Source organism: Streptomyces griseocarneus, from assembly GCF_014655595.1.
Taxonomy (GTDB): Bacteria; Actinomycetota; Actinomycetes; order Streptomycetales; family Streptomycetaceae; genus Streptomyces; species Streptomyces griseocarneus.
In genome coordinates this window covers 378,946-397,777 of the sequence record NZ_BNBL01000002.1, presented here as the reverse complement: position 1 = coordinate 397,777, position 18,832 = coordinate 378,946, and the positions used below count along the sequence as shown (strand labels likewise).

Genomic DNA, 18,832 nt, shown 5'->3' with positions numbered 1-18,832 from the left:
AGGCCCCCCGGGAACGAGTCCCGGGGGGCCTTGGGTGGTTTTGCGTCCGCTGAGTTCGATCAGTACGCGGAGTTGACGTTGTCCATCGAGCCGTACTTGTCGGCCGCGTAGTTACAGGAAGCGGTGATGTTGGCGACCGGGTCGTAGATGTCCCAGGACGTGCCCTCGACGTGATACGCCTTGAACGTCGGGTCGATGATCTGCAGCAGACCCTTCGACGGCACACCGTTCACAGCGTTGACGTCCCAGTCGTTGATCGCACGGGGATTACCGGTGGACTCACGCATGATGTTGCGCTTGATGCCCTCGTACGAGGCCGGGATGCCCTTGGAGCGCAGGACGTCCAGCGACTCGCTGATCCAGCCGTCCAGGTTGTCCGCGTAGGCCTTCTTCGCCGGAGCGGCGGGCTTGGCGGCCGGCTTGGCCGGGGCGGGCTTGGCGGCGGGCTTGAGGGCCTTGCGCTCGGTGGAACGGCTGGCGCGCTCGCGGTCGGCCTTGGCCTTCGCCTCGGCGTCCGCCTTCGCCTTCACCGCGGCCTTCGCGTCCACGCCCGCCTTCACGGCGGCGTCGTCGGCGGCCTTGGCCAGCTCGCCGTCCTGCGTCACACCGAACTCCTGAGCGCTCAGCGCCACCGGCTTCACACCCGCACTGTGAGCGTCCGCGGCCGAGGCCTGCGGGACCAGCGCGAACGTCAGCGCAGCGGCACCAGCAGCGGTCACCAGACCGGCAGCGGAGAACTTATGGGCCTTGGACAGAGCGGTATAACCGGAGACGGTGGAGCGCATAACGAGCTGAACCCTTCCAATCGCTTAGTCGCAATGGCCGTCAATGGCGCAAAGAAAGAGCGCCGTTTCTCGGTCGACGGCGCCGTGCGACTCGGCAATTGTTAGCGGCGCGAAAACCCGCTGGCAAAGGTGTGACCTACGGCCCCGGGCCGCACGACATGAGGCCGAATGCGGGGTTTTCCGCGTCATGACCGTGCGGGCGGAGCACGACTCTCTTTCGTATGTGAGCCAGGTCCCATGAGGGGCCTCACAGCGCCGCTTCTCCGTGCGAGCGTGCGCACGCGGAGCGTCAGCGAGCGCGGGTGCCGCGACGGCGCCGGTAGTAGGCGACCGTCACCAGGGCCAGCAGGGGGCCCCAGGCCAGTAGCGGGGCGTAGCAGACCGTCATCAGCGTGGCGAGCGCGCCCTTCGGGGACTCCGGCAGGTCCATCTGCCGTTGCCAGCCGCCGCATGCCGCTGCGACCGTGATGGCCGTGACCACCGCCGCGCCCAGTAGGGCGGGGACGACGGCGGCGAGGGTGGGAATGCGCCTGCCTCCGAGCCAGGGCACCCACCGGGGCAGTCTCTCGCCCCAGGACTGGACCAGGCCGAGGGTGAGCAGGCCCAGGCACTCGGCGAACACACTCAGTCCGATGAGATTGAGGGAGGTCGGGCCCGGAAAGTTGCTCTCGTGCAGGGGAGTGCCTTCGGCGAAGCCGGACGGCATGCCGAAGGCGACGGCACACCTCCAGAGCCCCGAGGGCACGAGGGTGAGCGCGGCCGCGTGGGCCGCCCAGCGGACCGGGCGGGAGACCGCCGGCTCGCCGGGCGGGCCCGCCGGCCGGTGGCGGGCCGGCGTGCCGGGTGCGGCCGTCAGGGAAGGGGACATGGGGTGTTCTCCTCGTCGCGGGGTCCGTCAGTGCTCTCGGCCGGGCCACCCGGCCGGCAGCGGGGGCAGCTCCGCGTGCCTGACCGTGAAGCCGCCCTCGGCCACGGGGGCGAAGGGAGCGGGTGCCATGCAGGTGCCGACGTGCGGCATGACGGCCTTGCCGTCGACGACGTCGAGGTTGCTGACGCCCAAGTGGAATCCGAACCGGCCCTTGCCCGGGCCCCCGGTCCTGACGCTGAAGCCCATGCGCGTGCCGATCTCCTTCGGGTCCTGCGACGTGGTGACGACGGCGGTGAGCGTCGCGGTGTCGCCACCGGTGACCAGGCAGTCCACGGCGGCCTCCCCGCGCCGCGCCTCCTTCTTCCCGGGAGACCAGTGGTAGATGGTGACCTTGCCCCGGGCGTCGGTGGGCATCCCCATCGGGAACTGGTCGACCGGGCGGCTGAAGGGCGCGGACTGGGCGTCCACGGAGAAGCGGATCTCGTCCTTGGGCGAGTAGGCGTAGGAGATGCGGGCCTGCCCGCTCACCCGGGCGACCGCCGCCGGCTTCTTCGCGCCGGCCGCCTCCCGAGCCGTGTCCGAGGCGGAAGCGGAAGTGGACACCGCGGCCAGAGCGGCGAATGTGGTCGCGGTGGCGACGGCCGCGGCGACGGTCCTGCGGCGGGTGGTGGAGAAGACGCCTGTCATGTCGGGCTCCTGGTGTTCGGGTTGTTCGGTGACTGGCTCCAATCTCGTCCGTGGCCCGGGGCCCGGGCCATCCGCCGATCAGCAGAGATGCGCGGTGAACGGGCCCGTGCGCTCTGCCGATCGGCAGAGGAGGGAGCCGGACGCCCGCTCGTAGGATCGAGGGGTGGGGACGACAGAACGCATGAGACAACGGGATGTGGGGCCGGCCGTGTTCGCGGCAGCGGCGGGCTGTGGCGGGGCGGGGGTCGTCGGCGCGTACGGCGCGCGGGCGGAGCCGTACGGGGTCGTGCCCGCCGTCGCCGCCGTGGCGCTGCTGGCGTGGTGCCTGGTCCGGTGGTCCCGGGCGCGGGGCCGTCTGGCCCTTCCCGTGGGGCTGGTGGGCGTCCTGTCGCTGGCGACCACGCTGGCCGGTGTTCCGCCGACGGTGTCCGGGGGCGCGTGGCCGCGGCTCGTGGAGACGGCGACGGTGCTTCTCCTGCTCGTGGTCGTGGCCCGCTGGGCGCCGCTGCGGCAGGCGGTGGCGGCGGGCGCGGTGGTGTGCGCGGCGGTGGCGGTGTGGACGCTCCCGCTGTTGCCGCACCCGTCGGTGCTGACGATGGGCGGCGCGGCGGCGTTCTGGACACTGCCCGTGGTCGGCGCGGCCGTCGTGGGCGGCTATCCGCGGCTGATGGAGCACCGCAGAGACCGGCTGGTCGCCGAGACGCGCCGCTCCCAGCAGCTGGAACTCGCCCGGGACCTGCACGACTTCGTCGCCCATGACGTCAGCGGCATCGTGGCGCAGGCGCAGGCCGCGCGGTTCGTCGCCGCGACCGACCCGGGGCAGGCCGTGCCGGCTCTGGAGCGCATCGAGAAGGCAGGCCTGAACGCCCTCGCGTCGATGGACCGCATGGTCCGGATGCTGCACGACGCGGACGGGACGGACGGTGCCGGCGGAGCACGTAAGGCCGGTACGGGCGACGACGAGATCGAGCCGCTGCCCGGGGTGGACCAACTGCCCGGCCTGGTCGAGCGGTTCACCGCCGCCGGGCCGGCCGAGGCCGGGCTCTCCGTGGACCCCGGGGCGGCCGGGGGCCTCTCCCGCGACACCGGCTCCACGGCCTACCGGGTGGTCGTCGAGGCCCTGACCAACGTGCGCCGGCACGCGCCCGGCGCCACGCGCGTCGACGTGACGCTCGGCCGCGTCCGGAGCGCCGACGGGGTACCCCGCGTCGAGGTGCGCGTGGCCGACGACGGCGGGGGCGGGACGCGCACCCGTGCGGCCGTGCGCCGGGAGCGGGAGGGCCACGGCGGGCGCGGCCTCGGTGGCTTGCGGGAGCGCGTGCGGTCGACGGGCGGGACCCTGTCCTACGGGCCGTGCGAGGGCGGCTGGCAGGTGGTCGCCGTGCTGCCGGCGGCCGCGGCCGTCGTCATGGGGCGGGCGTCATGAGCGGCGCGCCGACCCGCATCCTGCTGGCCGACGACCAGGACGACGTGCGCAGCGGCTTCCGTCTCGTCCTGGACTCGCAGCCGGACATGACCGTCGTCGGTGAGGCCGCCGACGGAGCCACCGCGCTCGAGCTGGCCCGGCGGCTGCGGCCCGACGTGGTGCTGGCGGACATCCGGATGCCGCGGCTCGACGGCCTGGAGCTGACGCGCCTCCTGGCGGGGCCCGAGGCGGTGCGGCCGACGCGGGTGGTCGTCGTGACGACGTTCGACCTCGACGACTACGTGCACACGGCGCTGCGCCACGGCGCCTGCGGCTTCCTGCTCAAGCGCTCGGGCCCGGCCCTGCTCATCGAGGGCGTCAGGGCGGCCATGGCCGGGGACGCGCTGATCAGCCCGCAGATCACCGTGCGGCTGCTGCGGCAGCTGTCCGCCACGCCGCCCTCGCCGTCCGCGTCGCCCGTTCCCGCCGCCCCGGCCGCCCCCGCCGAGGACCCGCTGACCGACCGTGAGCGGGAGATCGTCCGCCTGATCGCCCGTGGGCGCACCAACGCGGAGATCGGCACCGAGCTGTTCATCTCGCCGGGGACCGCGAAGACCCATGTCGCCAACATCCAGGCAAAGCTGAAGGCCGGCAACCGGGTCGGGATCGCGGCGTGGGCGTGGGAGACGGGCCTGGTGGCCCCGCGTCCGTAGGGTTCCCCGGCCCGTAGGGGTTCCCTAATACGGGCCGGAGGGGTTCCCTAATACGGGCCGGGGCCCGGCGGGCCGTCAGGAGGGCGGCTTCCAGAGGGTGAGCAGGCCGGAGTAGCCGGGCGGGTCGAAGGGGCGGCCCGTCGGCGTCACCTCGGTGATCTTGAACATGGCGAGATTGCCCTTGGAGGTCACCGTGCACAGCACGTCGTCCTTCTGCAGGACGTTCTTGTCCATCAGGTCCGCGCGGGTGAGCTCGGTGGGCAGCGGGGCGGTGTCCACCGCCTGGCGGCACTCCTGGGGCGTGGTCCCCTTGCTCTTGGCGGTCGCCTTCTTGAACGTCATCCACTGGGCCATGTACGACAGTTCCTTGTCGCCGGCCGGAAGGTCGTCGTTCGGTGACACCCGGGGCGCGTCGAAGTCCACGGTGACCAGCGAGCTGTTGGGCGGGCCGATGGTCAGCGCACGGTCGGTGAAGACGGTCTCGTAGTCGCGCTTGGCGGGCTTGTCGGGCTTGGCCTCCTGCGTCGCCTTCTTGCTCTGCTCGGCGGCGGGCGTGGCGTTGGCGGACGGCTTCGTCTCCGTGTGCGCGTCGGACTTCTCGTCGCCGCCGGACATCGCCCAGGCCGTGCCGGCCACGACGGCCAGGGCCACCACGAGTCCGATGGCCAGCGGCGTCCGCTTGCCACGGGACGGGGGCGTCGGGGCCGCCGGGGCGGGGGGTGTGTACGCGGGCGGCGGGGGCGTGGCCGGTGCGGCGCCCGCGGCCTGCGTGGGTGCGGCGTGCACGGAGTCGGCGGACGGCGTGCCCTGGTCGCGTCCCGGCGTCCGGGTGGGGACGTAGGTGGCCGTGCGCCGCGGCTCCTCCTGGCCCGGGCCCGGCGGCGTCTGCTCGCCGTCGCCCGACAGCAGCAGCCGCATCCGGCGCTCCCGTTCGCCGACCGCGGCCGCGAGCGGGGCCGGGAGCCAGCCGTCGAAGGCGCGCGGCGGGCGGCACGAGGCCCGCTCGCACAGGTCGGCCAGTTCGCGGGGCGTGGGCCGGGAGGCCGGGTCGGCGGCGAGGGAGCCCTCCAGCAGGGGGCGCAGCTCGTCCGGGTAGCCGGACAGGTCCGGCGGCCGCTGTGCGGTGTTGGCGATCTGCGTGGCCACGGTCAGGGCGCTGCCGGAGCCGTAGGGGTGGTTGCCGGTGGCGGTGACGGCGGCGATCAGGCCGAGCGAGAACACGTCGGCGGCGGGCGTGAGGTCGGCCCCGATGCCGTGCTCGGGCGACATGAACTGCGGGGTGCCGATGAACCCGCCGCTGCGGGTGAGCTGGGTGGCCTCGGCGGCCCGGGCGATGCCGAAGTCGATCACCCAGGGGCCGTCGGCGGCCAGCAGGATGTTGCCGGGCTTGAGGTCGCGGTGGATGACGCCGGCGGCGTGCACGGACTCCAGCGCCCGGGCCACGCAGCCGACGAGCTGCAGCGCCGCGGGCAGCGGCAGCGGGCCGTAGGTCTGCAGCGCCTCGTCCAGCGGCAGCCCCGGCACGTACGCGGTGGCCAGCCAGGGCTGTTCGCCGTCGGAGTCGTGGTCCACGACGGGCACGAGGTGGTAGCCGCGCACCTGCTGCGCGGCGCGCACCTCGTGCTGGAAGCGGTGGCGGAACTCCCCGTCACCGGCGTACTCCCGGCGGATCACCTTGAGGGCGACCGGCTGGTTGCCGCGCGTGTGCGAGAGGTAGACGGACCCCATGCCGCCCTCGCCGATCCTGGCGAGCAGCCGGTAGCCGGCGATCTCGCGCGGATCGGCCGCCGTCAGCGGGCGCAGTGCGCCGCCGTAGTTCCCACTGATGGGTCCCACCCCCGAGTGATGCGTTCATGCCGAAGATCAGAATCTACGTCATGGGGGAAGGCGGGGACGCATCCGGCCTCACGGGGCTCCCCATGACGTGCGCTCAGGAGGCGACGGCCTCGACGACCGACACGAAGCCGTCGGTCGGCAGGATGCGCGTGCGGCGCAGGCCCGCGCGCGCGAAGAGGGCGTCCAGCTCCTGCGGGTCGCGTCCCTTGCCGCCGAGGGCCGCCATCATCATCACGTCGACGGCCTTGCCGGGGTGGGGGGCGTTGCCCCGGGGCGGGACGGCGTCGACGACCAGGACGCGGCCGCCGGGGGCCATCGCGCGCCGGCAGGAGGCCAGGATGCGCACGGCGTTGTCGTCGTCCCAGTCGGGCAGCACGTGCTTGACGAGGTAGTAGTCGCCCCCGTCCGGTACGGAGGCCAGGAAGTCGCCGGGCTGCGTGCGCCAGCGGCCCGCCGTCCCGGGCGTGTCCACGAGGGGTTCGCGCAGCGCGGGTTCCTGGTCGAAGAGGACGCCGGTCAGGCCCGGGTGGCGCAGCAGGACCTCGCGGAGCAGGCCGCCGCGTCCGCCGCCGACGTCGACGACCGTGCCGTGGGCGGGAAAGGGGTAGGCGGCGGCGACGGCGGCGTCCCCGGGGCCGGAGAAGGCCGCCATGCCGGTGTCGAAGGTCTCGCGGGCGGCGGCGTCGGTCGCCAGGTACTCGAAGAAGGGCGCGCCGAACGCCGCCGGGAAGGCGGGCTTCCCGGTCCGTACGGTGTCGCCGAGGCCGGCCGAGGAGCGCAGGAACAGCTCGTCGGTGAACATCATGACGGCCGGGTGCAGTGAGCCGGGGACGTCGGTGCGCAGCGGCTGTGCGGCGGGCGTGAGGTGGAAGGCGCCGGCGTCGTCCTCGCGGAAGACCTCGCGCGAGGCGAGGTAGCGCAGGAGGCGGCGCAGGGCCGACGCGTCCGCTCCCGCGTCGCGGGCGAGGTCGGCGGCGGTGCGCGGGCCGTCCGCGAGCCGGTCGGCTATGCGCAGTTCGGCGGCGGTGCGCAGCGCGGCGGAGTAGAGGTGACCGAGGGTCAGCTCCTTCAGGTGCGCGGCCGCTGCGGCGTCGGCGGCGCCGTGGTCGGGGGTGGGTGTCGCGTCCAAGGCCGGCCTCCGGCGGTCGGGGGAAAGGGGTGCCGGGGCCACGCTGCCAGCCGGGCCGACCCGGGTCACCGGCCGTCGTACGGATCTTGGTGTGGGCCTTTCGGCCTAGGGCGGCCCCGGTCCGGGGCGGTGTGCCGGCGGGTCGACGGCCGGTCGCGTGTCCATGGGACCTTCGGCGAATGTCCTCGCGCCGGAGCCGCCCGTACCGTTCACGACGTGCGAAGAACGACAACGATGAGCAGGCGCGACCCCGGAGTGGTGCTCGCGGCGGCCGCGGTGGCGGCGACCGGGCTGAGTGCCGTGACGAGCCTGTGGTGGGCGCCCGCCGCCGCGACCGCCGCGTTCTCGGCGGGCCACCGTTCGGGGCGGACGCGGACCATGGCCGTGGCCGTGAGCGCGCTGGTCGTCGCGGGGGCGACGGCCGTGGTGACCGTGCCGGCCCTGCTGGCGCTGGGGGGCATCTTCGTGGCGCTGGTGGCCGCCGCGCTGCTGCTGCCCTGGTGCGCGGGCCGCGTCCTGCGCCAGTACCAGGAGCTGGTGCGGGCCGGCTGGAGCCGGGCGGAGCAGCTCGAGCGCGAGCAGCGGCTGATCGCCGAGCAGGCCCGGCTGCGCGAACGGGCCCGGATCGCACAGGACATGCACGACGCGCTCGGCCACGACCTGAGCCTGATCGCCCTGTCGGCCGGGGCGCTGAAGCTGGCCCCCGACCTGCCGGAGCGTCACCGCGCGGCCGCCGACGACCTGCGGGCACGGGCCGCGGGGGCCGTCGAGCGGCTGGGCGAGGTGATCGGCATCCTGCGCGAGGACGCCGAGGAGGTCCCCGGGGCCCCGGCGGACTTCGCCATCGGGCCGCTGGTCGAGGGTGCCGCGGCCTCCGGCCTCGACGTCACCCTGCACGTGGAGGGGGCACGGGCCGCCGAGGTGCCGGGGGTGGTGGAGCGGGCGGCCCACCGGGTCGTGCAGGAAGCGCTGACCAACGTCGTCAAGCACGCGCCCGGCGCGCGGGCGACGGTGCGTGTCGCGCACACGGCGGGCCGGACCACGGTCTTGGTGCACAACACCGCCCCGCACCCCGCGGCGACCGCCCCGCTGCCCGGCGGCGGCCGGGGGCTGATCGGGCTGGACGAGCGGGTGCGGCTGGCCGGCGGATCGCTCACGCACGGCCCGCACGACGGCGGCTTCGCCGTCACCGCCCACTTGCCGCACGTACCGCCGCCGCAGCCGCTCTCGCCCCCGGCCCGCAGCGCGCCCACCGCCCTGCCGCCCGAGCACCGGCGGGCCCGGCGGCGCGCGGGCCGCGCCCTCGTCGTCGCCGTCGTCGTGCCGCTGGCCGCCACGGCGGCGCTCGCGGCCGCGCTGGTGACCTGGGCTTCGCTGACGCTGTCCCACACCGTCCTCGACCCCGCCGACTACGCCGCCCTGCGCGTCGGGCAGAATCGCGCCGAGGTGGCGCCTCTGCTGCCCGAGCGTCAATTGCCGTACCGGCCCCGGGCGGCGGAACCGAAGGGACCCGGAGTCCGGTGCGAGTACTACGCGGTCACGGCCGACCGGTTCGTGGACGCCGCCGGCGACGCGTACCAGCTCTGCTTCCGGCGCGGCACGCTGGTGGGCCTCGCCGTCCTGCGCGAGTGAGCGCCCGGTGATCCGCGTTCTGGTCGCCGACGACGAGCCGATGATCCGCGCCGGCGTACGGGCCGTGCTCTCCACCGACCCCGGGCTGGACGTCGTCGCGGAGGCCGGCGACGGGGACGAGGCCGTGGAGCTGGTGCTCCGTCACCGGCCCGACGTGGCCGTGCTCGACATCCGCATGCCCCGCCTGAACGGCATCGAGGCGGCGGCACGCGTGCGTGCCGCCGCCCCGGACACGGCGGTCGTGATGCTGACGACGTTCGGCGAGGACGACTACATCCTCCGGGCCCTGTCCGGCGGGGCCGCGGGCTTCCTGGTCAAGTCCGGGCCGCCCGAGGAACTGATCGCGGGCGTCCGCGCGGTGGCCGGCGGCGCGGCCTGGCTCTCACCCTCGGTGGCCGCCCGTGTGGTCGCCCACCTGACGGCCACCGGCGCCGGTGGCGCGGCCGGCCGCCGTGCCACCGCCCGGGAACGCGTCGCCGCCCTCACCGCCCGGGAACGCGACGTGCTGTCCCATCTGGGCGCCGGCCTGTCCAACGGTCAGATCGCCCGGCGGCTGCACGTGGTGGAAGGCACCGTCAAGGCGCACGTCAGCTCCATCCTGGCCCGGCTGGGCGTGGACAACCGCGCCGCGGCGGCCGTCGTGGCCCACGAAGCGGGCGTCACTCCCCCGCCGGGCCCAGCCGGTCCGTGACACCACCCTGACGGCGAGCGGCCGCAGCGCCAGCATGGCGGCCGCCGCCACCGCGCCGCCGAGCAGCACGCCCGCCAGCACGTCGTGGGGGTAGTGGACGCCGACGGCCACGCGCAACAGCGCGGCGAGCGCGGCCAGCGGCAGGGTCACGGCGGCGAGCCGCGGGCGCACCACGGCCAGGCCGACGGCGAGCGCCGCGGCGAGGGTGGAGTGGTTGCTGGGGAACGACCAGTCCCCCGGCTCCGGGCACGGATCGACGGTGGCGACGGCCCCCAGCGCGCGGCAGGGGCGTTCCTCGTCGAGGACCGTCTTCAGGGCCTCGCTGGCCGCGTACGCCACCACGGTCGCCGCGCCCGCCAGCAGGATCCCGGCGAGGGCCCGCGCGTCGCGCCGGCGCAGGGCGATCAGGCCCACCCACACCAGCAGCAGCCCCAGCACCACCAGGGTGCCCTCGGTGGCCGCGCCGAGCAGCGAGCCCACCCAGGTGGGGGCGTCCGCGGCCGCGCCGGCCACCGAGCGGTAGGCGGAGACGGAGGGGCCGCCGGTGACCCGCACGGCCCCGGACGGGTCCGCTCCGGACGGTGCCAGCCAGGCCAGCAGCCCGGCGGCCACCGCCAGCACCCCGGCGGCGGCCAGGGGCCGCGCCCCGGCCTGCCGGGCGTGCCCCGCGCGTTCTTGTTCGGTAATGCGTTCCATGCCGCCGAACCTACGGACGGCGGGCCGTCGGCACCCGACCCGAACGGCATCGTCGTACCCCTGACGATCGTCAGGGGTGACGGCCGGTCAGGCGCCCTTCCCCGAGCGCCGGGCGCGCCGTACGAGCACCACGGCCGTGAGGGCGGCGGCGAGGACGGCGGCCGCGGTGACCGCCGTGGCGATGACGGTCCTGTCCGGGCCGTCGGCGGCATCGGCCTTCTCGGCCGGGCGCGCGGACGGCGCGGGGGCCGAGCGTGCGGCGGGCGACGACGACGGCGGGGAGGACGGGGGGACCTGGCCGAGGGCCGGTACGTTCACGGTGGCCTCGCCGTGGCCGAGGTCGGGGAAGCCGCAGTGGACGGTGATCTTCCAGGTGCCCGGGGTCAGCACCTCGCGGGTGGTGTACGTGGCCTTCGCGCCCTCGACGGGGACGAGCTGCCAGGGCCCGCGCGTGGTGCCGTTGGGGTCCTGCGCGGTCAGGGTGCCCGCGACCGGCTCGTCCACGGGGTCGTCGTCGTTGTCCCAGGCCGCGACGGCCCGTACGTGGCCGTCTGGCCGGTCGCCGGAGACGGTGAAGTGGATGGTGTCGCCGTGCGCGGCGGCCGGGTGGGCCGTGCCCAGCACGATCAGGGCGCCGAGCAGCCCGGCCGCCGGGGCGAGGGCTGCGGGACGGAAGGTCATCGGGTACTCCTCGTGGGGGGACGGCGAAAGACGGGGGAACGAAGGAGCCGGCGACCGCGGTGGGGGTGGTGAATGGGTCGCGGTCGCCGGCCCGGTTCAGGTGATGCCGGGGCTTTCGCCCGTCAGGACGCCTTGGTGAGCGTCCAGTTCTGGTAGCCCTGCTGGTTGCGCTGCTGCAGCTCGAGCAGCCATCCGCCGTAGTACCAGCGCTTGCTGATGCCCAGCGCCAGGGTGGACCCCTGCGGCTGGAGGACGTAGGAGCCGCCGCCGTTGTCGGTCAGCTTCCACTTCTGGGCGGCCGAGCCGCCGCAGGGCTGCTGGGCGACGTACTGGCCGGCCACCGCCCGCCCGTCGCTGCCCGGCTGGAGGCACTTGCCGGACTGGACGGACTTCACGCGCACGGCGCCGGCGCCCGCGTCCTCGAACGTCCACTGCTGGTTGGCGTAGCCGTGGCGCTGGTAGGCGATGGCGACCGTGCCGTTCGCGGTGGAGCCGCTCCACAGGTCGGCGGCCTGGCCGGTGAGGCCGTTGAGCAGCAGGAACTTGCCACCCGGCTTGGTCGGGCCGTTGCCGGCGGGCAGGGTGCGGAAGGAGGCGGTGCGGCCGGGCGCGGAGACCTTGCCGTTCGCGCCGCGCACGGCGACGGCGACCTTGTAGGCCGTGTCGGGGGTGAGGCGGACGAGCCGGACGGAGGTCTCCTTGACGTCCGCGTACTTCTTGCCGTTGAGCAGCAGGTCGTAGCCGGCGGCCGAGGCCGCCTTCGGCCAGCTGACCAGGGCGGAGTCCGGGGCGATCTGGGTGACCTGCGCGGCGGGCCCGGTGGAGGGGTCGGGGGTGGCGGTCCCGGTGGGGTTCGGGGTGGGGGTGGGGCTCGGGTTGGGGTTGGGGTCGGTGCTGCCGCCGCCGGCTATGAGGAAGCGGTTGTTGGCGATGTTCCAGTGGGTGGCCAGGTAGCTGCCGGGCCGTGGGTTGGTGTGGAAGTAGTCGTCGTGGCCGCAGTCCAGGCGCTCGTCGTTCGAGCGGTCGGGGCAGATGGTCTGCATCTTGGGGTAGTACGGCGCGTCCGAGTAGCACATGATGTCCCACTCGTCGACGCAGTGCGCGGCCTTGCTGGTGTGCGGGGCGCTGTTGTTGACCGCGCCGAGGTTGTGGCCCAGTTCGTGGGCGGGGGTGCTGCCGCCCCAGCAGCCGGAGTCCGTACGGCCGTAGGAGGGGCCGAAGTTGCTGAGGTTGTCCGAGCCGGGACGCTCGTCGCCGTTGAAGGTGCCGATGCCGCAGTACACCTGGGCGTCGGCGAAGATCATGTACTTGCGGTCGCGGCGGTTGAACCCCTTGGCGGCCAGGGCGTTGTTCATCGCCCCGAACTCGGCCAGGGAGCCGTCGGTGACCTCGACGTTCAGGACGGAAGCGGTGCAGTCGGACTCGGTGACGTAGCGGACGTGCCGCTCGCCGCCGGTCTCCTTGGCGCTCGCGTTGTAGATGACGTCGGTCTCCGCCGCCCACTGCTTGAACGAGGCGGCGTACTGCCCGAACCGGTCGCGGCCGGGGCCGTGGACGTACAGCACCTGGACCCGGTTGCCGGCGGAGCCGTCGCCCTCGCAGACGGTCTTCGAACCCCCGGGCGCCGCCGGGGCGGCCGGGGCCGTGCCGCCGGCGGCCGCGACGCTGCCGGTGCGGGCGTCGAGGGCGGGCGCCGAGCCCTGCAGGGCCTCGGCCGCCGCGGGAGCCTGCTTGCCGTCGCCGGTCAGGTCCGGCGCGGACGCGGCCTTGGCCACGGGCGGGGTGTCCTTGGTGATGTCGATGCCCTTGGGCGGCGCGTCCGGCCCGTGGGTGCACAGCCGGGCGTCGGAGACGCGGTAGACGCCCACGCAGGGGTCGCCCTTGGGCGCCGGGTCGAGGCCCTTGTAGACCAGACCGCGGGCCTTCTCGGCCTTGGGGGTCTTGGTCAGCGGCGCGGGCGGGGCCTTGTGCACCGGCTGGGCGGCGGCGGGAACGCCCTTGGCCTCGGGCGTCGACTCGTCCGGCGTCGTCGCCGAGCCGATGCCGATGACGCCGATGGCGAGGGCGGCGGCCGCGGCCGTCGCGGCCGCCGTGACGATCACCCGGCGCCGGGTTCTGCTCCGGCGGTGCGAGCTGGGTTTCTTACGAGCGTGTGTGGTGCGCATCGTGCGGTCCCATCGGTGGTGGAGGGTCACTGCTGCGGGGGCCCGAAGGCCCCGGGAACCGCCGGGCCCGCCCTTTGGCGGTGCGTGGGGGGTTCGTCCGGCGCCGTGACAGCGCACGGCGTGACGATCCGGGCGGGCCCGGCGGTGGTTCAGGGGGGTTCTGCGCAAGCGCCGGGGGCGCTTCAGCGGGTGGCGAAGGCCTGGTTCCAGCGCCGGGCGGCGGCGTCGGCCGTGACGCCGACGCCCAACTCGGTGCGCGAGCAGTCGAGGACGGCCTCGCGGCGGCCGGGCGTCTTCATCCAGACGGACACGACCGCGAGGGCGCTGGGCCGGCCGCCGACCGTGGTCACTCCCGAGAGGCTCCACCGGCCGCCGGCGGTCCGGCCCGCCCCGGCGGAGTGCTCCCGCGCGGTGTTCGCCAGCTCCGCGTTGTGCCGCAGCGGGCAGCAACCGGCCCGCGCGCGCTCGGCGTTGACCAGGCGTACGACCTCCTGCTCGAGGCCGTCGCGCGGGCCCCGCGGGCGCGGGGCGTCCCCGCGCGGGCCCTGCGGGGGCGTCGGGCGGCGGGGCGCCGTACGGGCCGGGGCGGGGGCCGGCGGGGTCGTCGGCGAGGTGACCGGCGCGGTGGCGGGGGCGGCCGGCTCCACGGCGCGGCGGCCGCCGGGCGAGGAGCGGTCGGCGGCCGCGGTCTCGTCGGCGCGCGCCGATGCCGACGGGGTGCCGGACGAGAGGGGAGCGGCGCCGGCCGGGACGTCACGGGCGGGGGCGCTCAGTTCCCTCGGCGCGGCCTGCTCCGGGGAGGCGAAGTACTCGCAGCCGCCCAGCACACCGCCGGCGACGACGGCGAGCGCGGCGACGGCCACGACGGGCCGGACCGCCCTGCGCGGGCCGCCGGCCGTGCCGTCCCGCCCGGGCGCGTCGTCCACGCCTTCCGGTGGAAGAGGCGTGGCGCCTGCGACGGGAGCGGCGGGCAGCGCCTCGGCGACCCGGTCGGCCAGCGCGGCGGCGACGGGCACCAGGCCCAGGCCGGCGAGCAGCCCCTCGGCGGGCACCAGGGCGGCCCGGTGGCCGCCGCACTCGGCGCAGCCGCGCGCGTGCCGGGCGATGCGCTTGCGCCACAGCGGGGAGGGCACGCCGTCCCAGGGGCCGAGGACGCCCGCCAGCTCCGGGCAGCGCGGGGCGGCCGACAGGACCCGCACGACGGACCGCGCGGTCTCCAGCTGGAGCTTGATGCGCTGGACGCGTACGGCCGTGTGCTGGGGCGAGAGTTCGAGCGCGGCGGCGACCTCGGCACGGGTCAGCTCGCCGGTCGCCTCCAGCCACCACAGGGACAGCACGGCCCGCTCGTCGTCGTCCAGCCAGCGGGTGGCCTCGGCGGCCTGTTTGCGCTCGCCCTCCAGGCTCAGCCGCACGATGGTCAGCCCCACGAAGTCCGCGTCGGGGTCGTGCACGTCGCCCGCGTCCTGCAGTCCGGTGACGGGCGCCTCCTGGCGCTCGCTGCGCCAGTGCCGGCGTATCTGGTTGACGGTGATCGCCACGAGCCACGAACGGAAGCGGCCCGGATCGCGCAGCCCGTCCAGGCCGCTGACCATCCGGATCATGGTCTCCTGCACGACGTCGTCGACGTCCGCGTGCCCGTTCAGCGCGCGCCCGACGATGTTGTAGACCAACGGAAGGCAGGCCGCGACGAGCTCCTCGCGCGCGGCCGTCTCCCCTGCCTGTGCCGCCTCGACCATGTCGGCCACGTTCGTTCCCGTCACGCTCCGCCCTCCTCGTTCCCGCCGCGCCGCTGTGGCGTTCCGGCACTTGGGAGACCTGAGGAGGACGGCCGCATAACAAAAAAGCTGCGATCCGATCGATTTTTCGTTCCGGCCCGGCCCGGCCCGCGGTGGCGTGGCGGGCCGGGACGGTCGTCCGGCGGACGGTCAGGCGGTGGCGGCCGGCACCTCCAGTCCGGCCGGCAGGGGGCCGGTGTGGGTCACGACCAGCCGCTGGGTGGCCCGGGTGAGCGCGACGTAGAGGTCGCTCACCCCGAAGTCCCCCGGCTCCGCCACGATCACCGTGTCGAACTCCAGCCCCTTGGCCTGCCGGGGGTCGAGCAGCACCACCGGGCTGGTCAGGTCGGGGGCCGGTCCGGCGGACGCGTCCGGGAGGGCGGCGGCCAGGGCCGCGTGGTGGTCCCGCGCGGCGATCACCGCCAGCCGGCCCTCCCCGCGCGTCTCGCGGGCGACGGCTTCGGCGACGGCACCGGGCAGGTCGCCGGTGCGGTGCGCCCGGGGCCGTACGCCCGTGGAGCGGATCGACTCCGGCGGTGCGAACGAGGGGTCCGCGGACCGGGCCACGCCCGCCGCGACCTCCATGATCTCCCGCGGGGTGCGGTAGTTGACGCCCAGCCTGACGTGGTGCCAGCGGTCGCCGACGTACGGGGCGAGGATCGTCTCCCATGCGCCGCACCCGCCCGGCTCGGCGGTCTGGGCCGGGTCGCCGACCAGAGTCATCGAGCGGGAGGGACAGCGGCGCATCAGCAGCCGCCACATCATCGCGGACAGCTCCTGCGCCTCGTCCACGATGATGTGGCCGAAGGCCCAGGTGCGGTCGGCGGCCGCGCGCTCGGCGGCGCTGCGGTGGTCGGCCTCCTCGTGGCGTTCGGCGAGCCGTTCGGCGTCGACGAGGTCGTGGGCGGCCAGCACCTCCGAGTCCTCGTCCTCGAGGTCCTCGAACTCCTGGGTGCGGGAGCCGTAGGAGAGGTCGAGGACGCCCTGCGCGTAGGCGATGCGCTCCTGCCGCTCGGCCTCGGCGGCCGCGCGGGCCGCCGAATCGTCCTCGCCGAGGAGTTCGGCGGCCTCGTCGAGCAGCGGCACGTCGGCGGGCGTCCAGGCGCCGTCCGCGCGGCGGACGGCGTCCGCGTCGGCGTCGGGGAGGTGGACGGGGTCGGCGAGGAAGTCGGCGACGAGGCGCTGCGGGGTGAGCGGCGGCCACAGCTCGTCGATCGCGGCGTGCACGCCGGGGCTGGCGGCGACGGCCTTGCCGAGCTGGGCGATGTCGTCGGGGCCGAGGAAGTTGGGGCCGCCGTAGGGGTCGGCGCCGAGCCGGTCGGCCAGTTGGGCGGTGAGCGCGTCGATGACGCGGAAGGCGAAGTAGGGGCGGGCGAGGTTGTGGGGCAGCCGGGTGGCGCGCGCGTGGCGGCGGGCCTCGGCGGCCATGCCGGCGTCCAGCAGCAGCTCGCCGTCCTCGTGGTCGATGACGGTCACCGGGTCGGGCAGGGTCTGCCGGTCCCGGACGAACGCGGCGAGGGCGCCGGCCATGGCGGCGGAGCCCTTGACCTCGGCGGCCCGGGGGGTGTCGGTGCCGTCGGCGCGCACGCCGGGGAAGAGCTCGCCGGGCGTGGCGAGCAGGACGCCCGTCTCGCCGAGCGAGGGCAGGACCTCGGCGATGTAGCCGAGGAACGCCGGGTTGGGCCCGACGATCAGCACGGCGCGGCGGGCCAGCTGCTCGCGGTGCGCGTAGAGCAGATAGGCGGCGCGGTGCAGGGCGACGACGGTCTTTCCGGTGCCGGGGCCGCCCTCGACGACGAGGACGCCGTGGTGCGGGGCGCGGATGATGCGGTCCTGTTCGGCCTGGATGGTCTGCACGATGTCGTGCATGCGGCCGGTACGGGCCGAGTCGAGCGCGGCGAACAGCACGGCGTCGGCGTCGGCGCCCTCGTGTCCGGTGCGTTCGGCGTCGGTGAGGTCCAGGATCTCGTCGTGCAGGGCGGTGACGCGGTGGTTCTCGGTGGTGATGTGACGCCTGCGGCGCAGCCCCATGGGGGTGTGCCCGGTGGCGAGGTAGAAGGGGCGCGCCACCTCGGCCCGCCAGTCGATGACCAGCGGGGTGCGGTCGGCGTCGTCGCGGCGGATGCCGATGCGGCCGATGTGGTGGTCGCGGCCGTCGCGGAACGCCAGCCGGCCGAAGCACAGCCCGCGCTCCCCCGCGTTGAAGGCGGCCAGCAGCCCGGACTGTTCGGCGACGAGGACGTCGCGCTCGAGCCGCGCCTGGTGGGTGGTGCCCGACGGTGCCAGGGCGGCCCGTACCTCGGCCTCGGCCGAGGCCCGCAGCTCGGTGAGGCGCTCATGGAGCAGGTCGATGAATTCCTGCTCGTGTCGCAATTCCTCGTTTGACAATTCGACTCCCGCCCGGATATGATGGCCTCATAAAGCTTCCCCATGCTCCGAGTTCAATCGGACATGGAAATCCCCAATATACGCGGGGAAATACCCCGGCCGTCAATGCGGCCGGGGTATTTCTTTCTCGTGACGGCTTCGCGCGGGGCGGGCGGGACGCGCTCAGTTCTTGGTGAACTCCGGTGCCGCCAGGGACAGTTCGCCCTCGCCGGGCGGGGCGAAGAAGCGGGCCACGTCCTCGTCCGTGACCTCGGCCAGGGTGGCGGGCGACCAGCGCGGACTGCGGTCCTTGTCGACGACCTGCGCGCGGATGCCCTCCACCAGATCGGCGGTGGACAGGGCCGCGCACGAGACGCGGTATTCCTGCTCGAGCACGCGTTCCAGCGAAATCGTTCCCCGGGCCCCGCGCAGCGCGGCGAGGGTGACCTTGAGCGCCGTCGGGGACTTCGCGAGGATCGTCGTGGCGGCCTCCTTCGCGGCGGGCGTGCCGTCGTCGAGGAGCCTTTCCACGATCTCCTCGACGGTGCCGGCGGCGTAGCAGTCGTCGATCCACGCGCGGTGTCCGGCGAGTTCACCGTCCGGCGCCGGGCGGGCGTAGCGGGGCAGGACGTCCCCGGCCGCGTCGCGCGCGAGGTCGGCGACCAGGTCCGGTACGGCCTCCGCCGGTACGAAGTGGTCGGCGAGCCCGCACAGCAGGGCGTCGGCCGCGCCGACCGCGGCGCCCGTGAGCGCCAGGTGGGTGCCGAGCTCGCCGGGCGCCCGGGCCAGCAGGTACGTACCGCCGACGTCCGGCACGAAGCCGATCCCGGTCTCCGGCATGGCCACGCGGGACCGTTCGGTGACGACGCGGACGTCGCCGTGGGCCGAGACGCCGACGCCGCCGCCCATCACGATGCCGTCCATGATCGCGACGTAGGGCTTGGGGTAGCGGGCGATGCGCGCGTTGAGCCGGTACTCGTCGCGCCAGAACGCCGCCGACGCCGCTCCCCCGCCGGAGCGGACGTCGTCGTGGATCGAGCGGATGTCGCCGCCCGCGCACAGGCCGCGCCCGCCGGCGCCGCTGATCACCACGGTCCCGACCGCGGGGTCGTGCTCCCAGGCGGTGAGCGCCTCGTCGATGCGGCGCACCATGGCGTGGTCGAGGGCGTTGAGGGCCCTGGGGCGGTTGAGCGTGAGGTGTCCGGCGCGCCCTTCGGTGCGTACCAGTACGGAGTCGTCGGTCATCGCGGGCCCTTCGATCGGGGACGATCTTCTCGACGCCATCGTCGCTCAGGCGGCCCCGGCCCCGCGCAAGGCCCCCGGCCCTGCGCGGGCCCCGGCCTCCGAGACCGATGACTGACGTTTCACGTCACACCGCCGCGCTCCTCCGGGCGGAGGAGCG

General features: G+C 75.0%; 14 protein-coding genes and 1 pseudogene. 4 read left to right on the top strand and 11 right to left on the bottom strand.

The features are described 5' to 3' along the window. Positions 1-59: 59 nt before the first annotated feature. The 3 genes from IE295_RS07640 to IE295_RS07630 form a co-directional block, all read right to left on the bottom strand. Entirely contained in the window at positions 60-785 is a 726-nt protein-coding gene (locus IE295_RS07640; protein ID WP_190062739.1) for a transglycosylase SLT domain-containing protein, read from the bottom strand. A 289-nt stretch (positions 786-1,074) separates the two neighbouring features. Then, entirely contained in the window at positions 1,075-1,653 is a 579-nt protein-coding gene (locus IE295_RS07635; RefSeq protein WP_190062738.1) for a hypothetical protein, read from the bottom strand. A 27-nt stretch (positions 1,654-1,680) separates the two neighbouring features. Further along, positions 1,681-2,340 carry a hypothetical protein gene (locus IE295_RS07630; RefSeq protein ID WP_190062737.1) on the bottom strand — a complete coding sequence of 220 codons (660 nt, stop codon included), beginning with the start codon at positions 2,338-2,340 and terminating at the stop codon, positions 1,681-1,683. A 181-nt stretch (positions 2,341-2,521) separates the two neighbouring features. Here IE295_RS07630 and IE295_RS07625 point away from each other — a divergent pair, with 181 nt between their 5' ends. Further along, the gene (locus IE295_RS07625) at positions 2,522-3,766 is read left to right on the top strand and encodes a sensor histidine kinase (RefSeq protein ID WP_190062736.1); all 1,245 of its coding nucleotides are present in this window, start codon (positions 2,522-2,524) and stop codon (positions 3,764-3,766) included. Beyond that, on the top strand, positions 3,763-4,458 hold the full coding sequence (locus tag IE295_RS07620) for a response regulator (protein ID WP_190062735.1): 696 nt from the start codon (positions 3,763-3,765) through the stop codon (positions 4,456-4,458). The genes IE295_RS07625 and IE295_RS07620 overlap by 4 nt, the downstream gene beginning before the upstream one ends. A 75-nt stretch (positions 4,459-4,533) precedes the next feature. Here the strand turns inward: IE295_RS07620 and IE295_RS07615 are convergent, their stop codons facing one another. Both IE295_RS07615 and IE295_RS07610 read right to left on the bottom strand, forming a co-directional pair. Further along, complete coding sequence (locus tag IE295_RS07615) at positions 4,534-6,294, bottom strand: serine/threonine-protein kinase (RefSeq protein ID WP_224323166.1); 1,761 nt, start codon at positions 6,292-6,294, stop codon at positions 4,534-4,536. Between the two features lie 94 nt (positions 6,295-6,388). Next, positions 6,389-7,423 carry a methyltransferase gene (locus IE295_RS07610; RefSeq protein WP_190062734.1) on the bottom strand — a complete coding sequence of 345 codons (1,035 nt, stop codon included), beginning with the start codon at positions 7,421-7,423 and terminating at the stop codon, positions 6,389-6,391. 216 nt (positions 7,424-7,639) lie between these two features. Here IE295_RS07610 and IE295_RS07605 point away from each other — a divergent pair, with 216 nt between their 5' ends. Continuing rightward, the gene (locus IE295_RS07605; RefSeq protein WP_224323165.1) at positions 7,640-9,055 is read left to right on the top strand and encodes a sensor histidine kinase; all 1,416 of its coding nucleotides are present in this window, start codon (positions 7,640-7,642) and stop codon (positions 9,053-9,055) included. A gap of 7 nt (positions 9,056-9,062) precedes the next feature. Then, a complete protein-coding gene (locus tag IE295_RS07600; protein ID WP_190062733.1) occupies positions 9,063-9,746 on the top strand; it encodes a response regulator in 684 nt (227 codons plus the stop codon). Here the strand turns inward: IE295_RS07600 and IE295_RS07595 are convergent. The 6 genes and pseudogenes from IE295_RS07595 to IE295_RS07570 all read right to left on the bottom strand — a co-directional run. Then, positions 9,744-10,442, bottom strand: a pseudogene (locus IE295_RS07595) (phosphatase PAP2 family protein); the annotation flags it as partial. The gene IE295_RS07600 and the pseudogene IE295_RS07595 overlap by 3 nt on opposite strands. Before the next feature lie 87 nt (positions 10,443-10,529). Next, a complete protein-coding gene (locus IE295_RS07590; RefSeq protein ID WP_190062732.1) occupies positions 10,530-11,123 on the bottom strand; it encodes a hypothetical protein in 594 nt (197 codons plus the stop codon). 122 nt (positions 11,124-11,245) lie between these two features. Beyond that, positions 11,246-13,288 (bottom strand): RICIN domain-containing protein, encoded by a 2,043-nt coding sequence (locus IE295_RS07585; RefSeq protein ID WP_224323164.1) that lies wholly within the window; start codon positions 13,286-13,288, stop codon positions 11,246-11,248. A 182-nt stretch (positions 13,289-13,470) separates the two neighbouring features. Further along, the gene (locus tag IE295_RS07580; RefSeq protein ID WP_308013119.1) at positions 13,471-15,048 is read right to left on the bottom strand and encodes a sigma-70 family RNA polymerase sigma factor; all 1,578 of its coding nucleotides are present in this window, start codon (positions 15,046-15,048) and stop codon (positions 13,471-13,473) included. 165 nt (positions 15,049-15,213) lie between these two features. Then, on the bottom strand, positions 15,214-17,451 hold the full coding sequence (locus IE295_RS07575) for a HelD family protein (protein ID WP_224323163.1): 2,238 nt from the start codon (positions 17,449-17,451) through the stop codon (positions 15,214-15,216). A gap of 162 nt (positions 17,452-17,613) precedes the next feature. Next, complete coding sequence (locus IE295_RS07570) at positions 17,614-18,675, bottom strand: enoyl-CoA hydratase/isomerase family protein (protein ID WP_190062731.1); 1,062 nt, start codon at positions 18,673-18,675, stop codon at positions 17,614-17,616. Positions 18,676-18,832: the final 157 nt, after the last annotated feature.

What these genes read in the sequence shown, in the direction of transcription:
- IE295_RS07620 (WP_190062735.1), top strand. Translation starts at nt 3,763, where the DNA reads ATGAGCGGCGCGCCGACCCGCATCCTGCTGGCCGACGACCAGGACGAC.
- IE295_RS07635 (WP_190062738.1), bottom strand. Translation starts at nt 1,653, where the DNA reads ATGTCCCCTTCCCTGACGGCCGCACCCGGCACGCCGGCCCGCCACCGG.
- IE295_RS07590 (WP_190062732.1), bottom strand. Translation starts at nt 11,123, where the DNA reads ATGACCTTCCGTCCCGCAGCCCTCGCCCCGGCGGCCGGGCTGCTCGGC.
- IE295_RS07570 (WP_190062731.1), bottom strand. Translation starts at nt 18,675, where the DNA reads ATGACCGACGACTCCGTACTGGTACGCACCGAAGGGCGCGCCGGACAC.
- IE295_RS07640 (WP_190062739.1), bottom strand. Translation starts at nt 785, where the DNA reads ATGCGCTCCACCGTCTCCGGTTATACCGCTCTGTCCAAGGCCCATAAG.
- IE295_RS07625 (WP_190062736.1), top strand. Translation starts at nt 2,522, where the DNA reads ATGAGACAACGGGATGTGGGGCCGGCCGTGTTCGCGGCAGCGGCGGGC.
- IE295_RS07585 (WP_224323164.1), bottom strand. Translation starts at nt 13,288, where the DNA reads ATGCGCACCACACACGCTCGTAAGAAACCCAGCTCGCACCGCCGGAGC.
- IE295_RS07630 (WP_190062737.1), bottom strand. Translation starts at nt 2,340, where the DNA reads ATGACAGGCGTCTTCTCCACCACCCGCCGCAGGACCGTCGCCGCGGCC.